7 protein-coding genes are annotated in these 9,191 nt (G+C 68.8%); 3 read left to right on the plus strand and 4 right to left on the minus strand.

From position 1 onward, the window contains the following. Positions 1 to 17: 17 nt before the first annotated feature. The 3 genes from VMD50_RS18065 to VMD50_RS18075 form a co-directional block, all read right to left on the minus strand. Positions 18 to 587 carry a hypothetical protein gene (locus VMD50_RS18065; protein WP_325429235.1) on the minus strand — a complete coding sequence of 190 codons (570 nt, stop codon included), beginning with the start codon at positions 585 to 587 and terminating at the stop codon, positions 18 to 20. A gap of 274 nt (positions 588 to 861) precedes the next feature. Further along, entirely contained in the window at positions 862 to 1,989 is a 1,128-nt protein-coding gene (locus VMD50_RS18070) for an adenylate/guanylate cyclase domain-containing protein (RefSeq protein ID WP_325429237.1), read from the minus strand. Positions 1,990 to 2,102: 113 nt separating this feature from the next. Next, a complete protein-coding gene (locus VMD50_RS18075; RefSeq protein WP_325429239.1) occupies positions 2,103 to 3,494 on the minus strand; it encodes an amidase in 1,392 nt (463 codons plus the stop codon). Positions 3,495 to 3,541: 47 nt separating this feature from the next. Here VMD50_RS18075 and VMD50_RS18080 point away from each other — a divergent pair, with 47 nt between their 5' ends. From VMD50_RS18080 to VMD50_RS18090, 3 genes are all read left to right on the plus strand, one after another. After that, on the plus strand, positions 3,542 to 3,976 hold the full coding sequence (locus VMD50_RS18080; RefSeq protein WP_325429241.1) for an HIT family protein: 435 nt from the start codon (positions 3,542 to 3,544) through the stop codon (positions 3,974 to 3,976). Positions 3,977 to 4,042: 66 nt separating this feature from the next. Continuing rightward, the gene (locus tag VMD50_RS18085) at positions 4,043 to 4,429 is read left to right on the plus strand and encodes a nitroreductase family deazaflavin-dependent oxidoreductase (protein ID WP_325429251.1); all 387 of its coding nucleotides are present in this window, start codon (positions 4,043 to 4,045) and stop codon (positions 4,427 to 4,429) included. A 127-nt stretch (positions 4,430 to 4,556) separates the two neighbouring features. Further along, the gene (locus VMD50_RS18090) at positions 4,557 to 8,555 is read left to right on the plus strand and encodes a diguanylate cyclase domain-containing protein (protein WP_414686107.1); all 3,999 of its coding nucleotides are present in this window, start codon (positions 4,557 to 4,559) and stop codon (positions 8,553 to 8,555) included. A 3-nt stretch (positions 8,556 to 8,558) separates the two neighbouring features. On the opposite strand, the gene VMD50_RS18095 is transcribed toward VMD50_RS18090, so the two are convergent. After that, the coding region (locus tag VMD50_RS18095) for an LLM class flavin-dependent oxidoreductase (protein ID WP_325429243.1) at positions 8,559 to 9,191 on the minus strand (633 nt) is incomplete at its 5' end.

A 9,191-nucleotide genomic window follows, 5' to 3' on the forward strand; every position in this document is an offset into this window, starting at 1 on the left:
CCAAGGGACCGTGCGGCTTACGACTGGAGGTCGGGCCCCTCGGCGCGCAGATCGTCGACCGCCGACATGGCGTCGCGCAGCTTGGCCAGCCATTCCTCGGTGTGCTCACCGACCAGCTTGACCGTCCACGCCAGCGCGTCGGCGCGGGACCGGGCGACGCCGGCGTCGACCAACGTGTCGAGCACCTGGCGCTCGGGTTGCTTGAGGCGCGTCATCACCGGTACGGCGATGTGGGTGAACAGGATTCGCTCGCCGCTGGATTCCACGCCCCAGGAAACCTTGCGGCCGTAACGATCCTGCGCTTCGTCGGCGATGCGCATTCGCTCCGAACGGGTCTCCTCGCGGAATCGCGAGATTCGGCCCTCCGCGCGAGCCTCGCTCTCCTCGCCGGAGTGCTCCGGATCGGCCAGCTTGCCGATGACGGTGATCTCTTCGCGGTCGACGATGACCGTCGGGTCGCCGTCGAACCAGGTTTCCGGTAGGCGTCCGGCGAACCATTCCGCCGCGCCGCTCGCGTCGGGCTGCTGGGCCTGTTGCCAGCCCCCGGGGCGACCGTACCGCCGCCCGTGTGTGTGGTGAGATTTCATGATTACATGATTACACCGTTACAGGTGTAACGGAAATGCTTTCGCCCGGGGCGAACGGTTCGAACCGTCGACCGTGGGCCTACGGACGAGTGCCAAGGCGGGGGCCGGGGGTAGGGCCCACGCTCGGCGACGCTTGTCCGCTGCCGTCCAGAGTTGTATTTTTGGTAGCGAAGCAGGCCCGGAAGCGACCAATTCGAAGCGCCGGAAGATGGGGTAGGAAACCGGCCGCGTACGACATAAGTGTCAGACGCCCCCTAGTGTCGCCCGGGCCTGCCTATGCGGAAGGACCATCCCCGCGGCGGACCCGAAAAAGCTTCACCTCGGTTTTGATGCCCTTGAGGCGGCGCGCGCCGGCAAACGACCCGTCGAACTCCCCCGTCTCGTCCAGGGCTTCCCAGACCGAATCGGCGGCCAGGACGGTGCCCGGACGGGCCACGCCGGTGACCCGGCTGGCCACGTTGACCGGACTGCCGAACCAGTCGCCGGCCCTGCTCACCGCCATGCCCGAGGCCACTCCGGCTCGCAACCGCGGAAAGTCGTTGTCGGTGTCGACGGCCTCCACGAGCTTCAGCACCACGTCCAGGATGGGCTGCGGCTCGGGACACACGAACATCACCGCGTCGCCGATCGTCTTGATGAACCGCACCGGCGGGACGGTCATGTCCCGGGCGAGATGGGCCAGCCGGTTGGCCAGGTGGCCCAGCTCCTCGGCGGACACCACTTCGCCGATCCGGGTGAACCCGACGAGGTCCGCGAAGGCGACGGTGATCTGGCGCGCCCCCGGAAGCGGCTTACCGGCGGCCCGCTCCGCAGCGTTGACCGCTTCGGTCTCCATCATGTGCCGCAAGTGCATGAACAGGGTGTCCTGGATCATCGGGCCAAGGATCGGGGCGATCTGGCTCACCAGCGCTTTCGACGCCTTGGCGATTTCCACTTCGGTAGCGCCGGGGCGCATGATCGCCGAGAGCGCGGTATACCTCATCACCTCGGCGGCGTGCGACAGCCCCTCGGACAGCACCCGGACCACGAGCAGCACCTGATCGGGATCCAGGCCCAGCTCGACAAACCGCTGAGCGTAGGCGGCGGCCTCACCGTCGGCGCGCATGTGGACGACGGCATCCGGGTCCTCCACCCGGACCAGGCCGATGGCGCGCTGGACGCGCTGCAGCAGCGCGAGGTCGATACCGTGGGTCTCGCTGATCTCCCTGGTTGAGACGTAGGTGCCGTCATCGCCGATGAGGTGGCGGGTGGCCAGCAGCAGCGGCGGGTTGGTGGTCCGGATCTCGTCGGCGGTGACGCCCTGCTCCCGCAACCATTTGACGAGTTCGGCCCGCTCGGTGCGCGCGGCGCCCTCGAGTCCCTCGAGCAGATCGTCGATGTTGTCCTCGGCCCCGTCCTCCACTCGGCCAACGTACAACGGCGCCGATCGCGAGCGCGGCGCCGCCGGGCGAAGCGGGTCGGCGCCGGCAGACACCGCCGATCGCGAGCGCGGCGCCGCCGGGCGACACCGTCCCGTTAGGACACCGGCGGTTGGCGGTGGGCCCAGGGCCGGGCGGTCTCGATCTGCGCCGACAGCGACAGCAGTGTCGCTTCGTCGTACGGCCGGCCGACGAGCTGCACCCCGAGTGGCAGGCCGTCACCGTCGAAGTCCCACGGAACGGACGCGGCAGGCTGTCCGGTCAGATTCCAGACCTGCTGGTAGGGAACCCGCTGCGCCACCGCCAGCAGCGTCCACACCGCGCCGCGTCGTTGGTAGGCGCCGATGCGGGACGGGCCCGTGGCGTTGCCCGGCGTGACGACGACGTCGACGTCGTCGAAGATCGACTGAATCCGGGCGGTCACCGCCGCTTCGCCGTCACGAAGGGCGGTCATCCGCCGGTCCGAGAACAGCGCACCGGCGCGCGCCAGGTTCCGGGTGCGCCCTTCGAGGCGTTCGGGGTGGGCCAAGGAGTCAGCGTCGTCGCTGATGCCGCGCAGGTAACGCGGCAGGTAATTGGTGATGATCGCCGACGGCGGATAGTCGGGGTCACGGATGATGACGTCATGGCCCAGGTCGCGAAGCAACGCGCCGGCCTCGTGGACCGCCGCCAGCTGCGCTTTGCCGACCCTGACCGGCAGTGGCGTCGGGCCCTTGGTGCTCAAGGCGATTCGCAGCCGTCCGGGGTGGCGCGCCGCGGCGGCCACGAACTCGCCCTCGGGACCAGGGACGGTCGAGGTCGCGTCGAGGAGCAGCGCCGCGTCCTGCACCGACCGGGCCAGCGGACCGTTGACGCTCAGCCCGTACCACGCATTGTCGTGCGGCTCCAACGACACCCGATCGCGTTGCGGTTTCAGGCCGAACACACCGCACCAGGTCGCCGGGATGCGAATCGAGCCGCCGCCGTCGGACCCCAGCGCCAGCGGCGCCAGCCCGGCGGCCACCGCGGCGGCGCTACCGCCGCTGCTGCCGCCCGGCGTGCGCTTGAGGTTCCACGGGTTGCGGGTGGCGCCGAACGTCAACGACTCGGTGTAGGGAAACATCATCAGCTCGGGCACATTGGTCTTGCCGATGATCACCGCGCCGGCGGCGCGCAGCCGGCGGACCACCTCCGCGTCGGAGGTCACCGCGGGGCGGTGCCCGCCACTGCCGTACGTAGTCACCTCGCCGGCGACGTCGACGTCGTCCTTGATCGCGATCGGCACGCCGAGCAGCGGCAGCCGCTCGCCCGCGTCGAGGCGGTCCTGCGCCACGGCAGCCTCGTAACGCGCGCTGTCCGAGCGCACCACGCGGTAGCAGCGCAACTCGCTATCGAGCCGCGCGATCCGTTCCACATAGATTTCGAGCAGCTCCGGCGCGGTCAGTTCACCGTCGGCCAGCATCCGCGCCTGCGCGGCCGCGCCGGCGAAGGCCACGTCGCGAGCGTCCACTGCGGCAGCCTATCCCGCGGTTCGCAGCACCCAGTACCGTGGGCGAGATGTCCTGCATGTTCTGTGCGATCGTCGCGGGAGATGCCCCGGCCGTGAAGATCTGCGAGGACGACGGCTACCTCGCGATCCTTGACACCCGCCCGTTCACGCGGGGCCACACGTTGGTGATCCCCAAACGCCATACGGTCGACCTGACCGACACGCCGCCCGAGACGCTGGCCGACATGGTCGTTATCGGGCAGCGGATCGCCCGGGCCGCCCGCGCGACAGAGCTGGCCGACGCGACCAATATCGCGATCAACGACGGCCGCGCCGCCTTTCAGACGGTGTTCCACATCCACCTGCACGTGCTGCCGCGGCGCAACGGCGACAAGCTGTCGGTGGCCAAGGGGATGCTGGTGCGCCGCGACCCCGACCGGGAGGCCACCGCGCAGATCCTGCGGGAGGCCCTGGCGCGCATCGACGCAAGTCAGCAAGACTGAGCGCATGAGCAATCTGACGCCGCTCGAACAGTTCGTGCTCCTGCCGTCCTTCGCGTTCACGACACGATCTACCGCAAAACCGACGGCAGGATCGGGCACCGCATACCGGGAATGCCGCCCAGCCTGCTGCTGCATACGACCGGCGCGAAGACCGGTCGAGAGCGCACCACGACCCTGACCTACGCGAAGGACGGCGAGTCCTACCTGGTCGTCGCCTCCAAGGGCGGCGACGAGCACAACCCCGGCTGGTACCACAATCTGCGCAAGCGTCCCGACTGCGAGATCAACGTCGGCTCCAAGCGCATTGCGGTGACCGCCCGCCAGCTCGGCCCCGACGATTCCGACTACGCGAGGCTGTGGGACATCGTCAACAAGAACAACGGCAACCGCTATAACGGTTACCAGAGCCGGACGCAGCGGCCCATCCCGATCGTCGTACTGACTCCGCGCTAATAGGGCCCCCGCCGCATACCACCGGCAGGTACCCGAGCCTGAGAGCAATGCAGCGGTTTAATCCCACGTAACCTGCGGTTGAAGTTACTATTCGCTCACGCAAAGCGCGGGATCGGCTGGAGCGGCTATGACACGCTGGAGGGGAAATCCGTGGCGGCGGTTCGGGCTGCCCGCCCGGATGGGCTGGTTCCTCGTCGGGGTTTACGGTCTCGCGGCGCTGCTGGTTGTGACCTCGTCGGTGTTTCGCTGGCAGGGCCGATACGGCACGCGCCCGGTCGACGAGGCTGTGTTCGCGCTGTGTCTGTTTGTGGCGGCGGTATGTGCCGGCTATGCGGCTCGTTTCTCGACCGGTCGCCGCAGATGCGGATGGCTGGCGCTCGTGATCGGCCTCCTGGGCTGGGCGGTAGGTGAGGTCCTCTGGTCGGTGTATGACGTGCGCCCGGAAATCGAGCACGCCACTCACCCCGCGGCGGCCGAAGCCGTATTCAGCGTGTATCCGATCGGCGCCATGCTGTCGTTGGCGCTCTTGTCCCATCTGTCCCGCCACAGGCCCCGGCGGCTGGTGCTGGACGGTCTCATCGTGGCGACCTCGCTGTTCGTCATCTCCTGGGTTTTCGTCCTCGACGAGCAGGTGCGCGTTAACAGTGGCACGCGGTTGGCGACGCTCATCGAGGTCTTCGCCGATGTCGTCCTCCTGACGACGACGATCCTGATGCTGTCGCGGATTCGCTCCAACGACCTGCCGAGCCGGGGCCTGTTAGCCGGTGGAATCGCGGCGATCGCCGCCGCCGACCTCGCGATGGTTTTCCAGACCGGCGTGGGCAGCTATCACCTGGGCGATCTGACCGACCTGGGGCGAGTCGCCGGATTTGCCCTGATGGCGCTGTCTGCCCTGACGAGCGTGCATGAGACCACCTCCACGGCGGAGTCGCGGAGCGAGGTTCTGTCGCCCGCCCTGCTGTGGCTGCCCTACCTGCCGCTCATGCTGGCCGCCGCGGTCGGCTTGGGCCAGGCGGTTGGGCGAATGGAGCACGGACCGATGCTCGCCGCGCTGGGAATCCTCGTCGCCGCGGTGCTCGCCCGGCAGTTCATCGTGCTGGTCGAAAACCAGGGCCTGCTCTCCGAGGTGGCGCGGGAAGCGTTTCGCGACAGCCTGACCGGTCTGGCCAATCGGTCCCACTTCCTCCATCGCCTGGAACAGGCGATCGCCCGGCAACGTCGCGACGGTGTGCCCATCGCGGTGTTGTGCCTCGACCTCGACAACTTCAAAGCGGTCAACGACGCCCTGGGCCATCCGGCCGGTGACGAGCTGCTCGTCCGGGTCGCCGGTCGGCTCACCGCGGCGCTGGGCGAAACGGGCACCATCGCGCGCCTGGGTGGGGACGAATTCGCCGTCCTCATCGAGGCTTCGGTCGTGGAATCGCGCGCGGCGGCGCATCGGGTTCTCGACGCGTTCGGCACGGCGATCGTGATCGACGGTATTCCCATCGAGGTCAGGCCGAGCATCGGCTTCACGGTGGCCACCGCCGCCTCGAACGCGACCGTCGACCAGCTGCTCCGGCACGCCGACTTGGCCATGTATGCCGCCAAACGCGAAGGCGGTCAATGCATTCGGGGCTTCGTGTCCGATCTGCCCTTCCCCTACGCATTCCCCCAATTCGCCGAATCGGCAGAGTCGGGCTTTACGGAAAGACGTGCGGGCGAGGACCTTGTTGCCACCTCGGTCCCGGCGGGCACCTTCGGTAGACAGACCAAGCTGGCGCGGTCGCTCAAGCCGATCGCGGCGGCCGCGACGTCACGACGGGAGCGAACCCACGACGCGCCGGACGGCATTCGCTGGCCCCCGACGGCAATCCGGATTGCCTTGGCCGCGTTGGGGATCGGCGTGGCCGCTTTCGCGGTGACCAGCGTCGTGGACCCCGACGCCGCGCGCAGCGCGTTCTTCGTCAAATTCCTGTACCCCGTGCTGAACCTGTCGGCCGCGGCGCTGATCGCCGTTCGCGCCTACCGCGTGACCGCCGACCGCCTCGCCTGGGCCTTGATCGCGGCCGGCATGGCGGTGTCGGCAATCGGAGACATCGTCTATGCCCTGTGGGTGCGTGAGGGCCAGTCCCCATCGGCGGCCGACCCGGAATACCTGGCGTTTTACCCGTTCGTCTATGTCGGGCTCCTGCTGCTCATGCGGTCACGGCTGAAGCGGGTGCCGCTTCCGATCCGGCTCGATTCCCTGGTGTGCGCGTTGGCCGCGGCCGCGGTGGGCGTGGCGCTGCGGGCGGGGCCCATCCACGCGGCCGCGGTCCGCGCGCCCGCGACCGTGCTCGTGGGGCTGGTCTACCCGTGGGGCGATTTGATCCTGTTGGCCGTGACCGCCGGCATGCTGCCAATCCTCGGCTGGCGCAATGAGGTCCGCTGGGGCCTTCTCGTCGCGGGCTTCATCGGCTTCGCGGTCGCGGACACCGCGTACCTCTTCCAGACGGCCGAAGGCACCTACCAGGCGGGCACCACACTCGACGCGCTGTGGCCCGCTGCGTCGTTACTGGTGGCCATGGCCAGCTGGGCGCCTTCCCGGTCAGCCGGGTCGTCGACGGCGCGCGCACCGAAACGCGGACTCGGCTCCTACACGGTGCCGGTGGCGTGCACCGTCGTGGCGCTCGCGGTCGCGATCGTGGGCCACAACTCAAGGCTGGCAACGACTCTCGCCGCGCTGAGCCTGATCGTGGTCGCGGCGCGATTCTCGGCGACCTTCCGCGACGTCAGCATGCTGGCCGAAAGACACAAGGAGGCCATGACCGACGCGCTGACCAGCCTGCCCAATCGGCGGTCGCTGGCGACCGCCCTGACGGGGCTGTCCGGCTCGGCGCCGACGGGGCCCCTGTTGGTCCCGGGGGCACCGTCGCGTCGGGCGCTGCTGCTGCTGCACCTGTATGAATTCGACGAGATCAACGACTCGATCGGCCGGCACTTCGGCGATGAGCTGTTGTGCCACATCGCGAACAGGCTCGCGCACTGCGTGCGCAGCGACGATCTGCTTGCGCGGGTGGGCGACGACGAATTCGCGATCCTTCTGGCCGAGGGGTCCGATCTCATCGCCGCGCGCGCCCAGGCGGGCCGGTTGCTCGAGGCCCTGAGCGAACCGTTCGCGCTCGATCCGATCACCGTGCAAGTCGATGCCCGCATCGCGATCGCGCTGTGCCCGGACCACTGTGACCGTCCGCAGGAGCTGTTGAATCGCGCCGAGGCGGCGATCCCGCACGCGAAATCCGCCACCAGCAAGATCGCGGTGTACGACTCGGCCTATGAGCTGTACCGCGACAACGACCCCAACCTCGTCGAGCAACTGCGCGTCGCGCTGTTGGATGACGGCCAGCTGACGGTGCACTACCAGCCGAAGATCAACGCGAGCGACGGCACCGTCCACAGCGTCGAGGCGCTGCTGCGCTGGCGGCATCCCAGCCGTGGCTTGCTGCTACCGGAGGAATTCCTGTCCGCCGCCGAACGCGCCGGGCTGATGCGACAGGTGGCCAACCGCGCCATCAACGTTGCCCTCGCGCAGGCCCGGCGCTGGCGCGACCAGGGCATGCCGCTGGCCGTCGCCGTGAACCTCTCGACGACGAACCTGCTCGACCTGGACCTGGTGAGCACGATCGAGGAGTTGCTGCGCACCCATGGCCTACCGGCAGACTCCCTCATCGTCGAGATCACCGAAAGCGCCCTCGTCGACTCGGCGCGCTCCCGCAATACCGTCGCCGCGCTGCAGCGCCTCGGCGTTCGCATCTCCCTCGACGACTACGGCACGGGATGGTCATCGCTGGCGCGCCTGCAGGACGTCTCGGTCGACGAACTGAAACTCGACAGAGTGTTCGTCTCGCGGCTGGCCCATGATCCGCGATCGGTTGCGATCGTGCGCTCCACGGTGGCGCTGGCCCGCAGCCTGGGCGCCGACCTGGTGGCCGAGGGCGTCGAAGACGAGGTCACCCTACGCGCCCTGCGGCGTTATGGCTGCACCATCACCCAGGGCTTCGTGCACAGCCCGCCGTTGCCGGCGAATGACCTGCGCGACTGGATCGCCACCCATGCGCCCAATTCCGAGGGGAGCCGATCTCAGCAGGCGAGCGTGACCGACTGACCGTCAGAACAGCTCTTTGGCCAACAGCTCGAGTGTCGCGACCCGCGCGGGCGCGGTGGCGGGATCGGTGCCACGGTGGGCCGACGCGACCGGGTGCACCATCACCTCGTCGACGCCGAACCGTTCGGCGAGGGCCCGCACCTGCTCGGCGGCCTCGGCGGGCGTGCCGAGGACGGCACGCTTGAGTCCACTGTCGATGATGAGCTGCTGTTCCTTGGTGACCTCGGCGACTTCCGCCTCCTCAACCAGCGGCACCGGGCCGAGCGGCTGCCCGGTCCTCAGTTTCGCCATCATCTGCAGGTTGGGCAGCATCAAAGCCGTTGCCTCGTAACGGGTTTCGGCCACGGCGGCGTTGACCGTCAAAAAGGTCAGCGGCTCGCGGGTCAGCGCGCTGGGCTTGAAGCGGGAGCGATAGACCTCGAGCGCCTCTTCGGTTCCCCGGCCGGAGAAGTGATGCGCGAAGACGTAGGGCAGCCCCTTGGCCGCGGCCAGGTGCGCGGAGTACATCGACGACCCCAGTAGCCACAGCCGCGGCTCGCTCGCCGCGGCCGGCGTGGCCTTTAGGCGGTAGTCCCCCGAGCGCAGCGGCACCACGACGCCGCGCGCGCTCATCAGCGCGGCCACGTCGTCGAGGTA

Origin of the sequence: Mycobacterium sp. (assembly GCF_035506235.1) — a bacterium.
Taxonomy (GTDB): Bacteria; Actinomycetota; Actinomycetes; order Mycobacteriales; family Mycobacteriaceae; genus Mycobacterium.

What these genes read in the sequence shown, in the direction of transcription:
- VMD50_RS18065 (WP_325429235.1), bottom strand. Translation starts at nt 587, where the DNA reads ATGAAATCTCACCACACACACGGGCGGCGGTACGGTCGCCCCGGGGGC.
- VMD50_RS18090 (WP_414686107.1), top strand. Translation starts at nt 4,557, where the DNA reads ATGACACGCTGGAGGGGAAATCCGTGGCGGCGGTTCGGGCTGCCCGCC.
- VMD50_RS18080 (WP_325429241.1), top strand. Translation starts at nt 3,542, where the DNA reads ATGTCCTGCATGTTCTGTGCGATCGTCGCGGGAGATGCCCCGGCCGTG.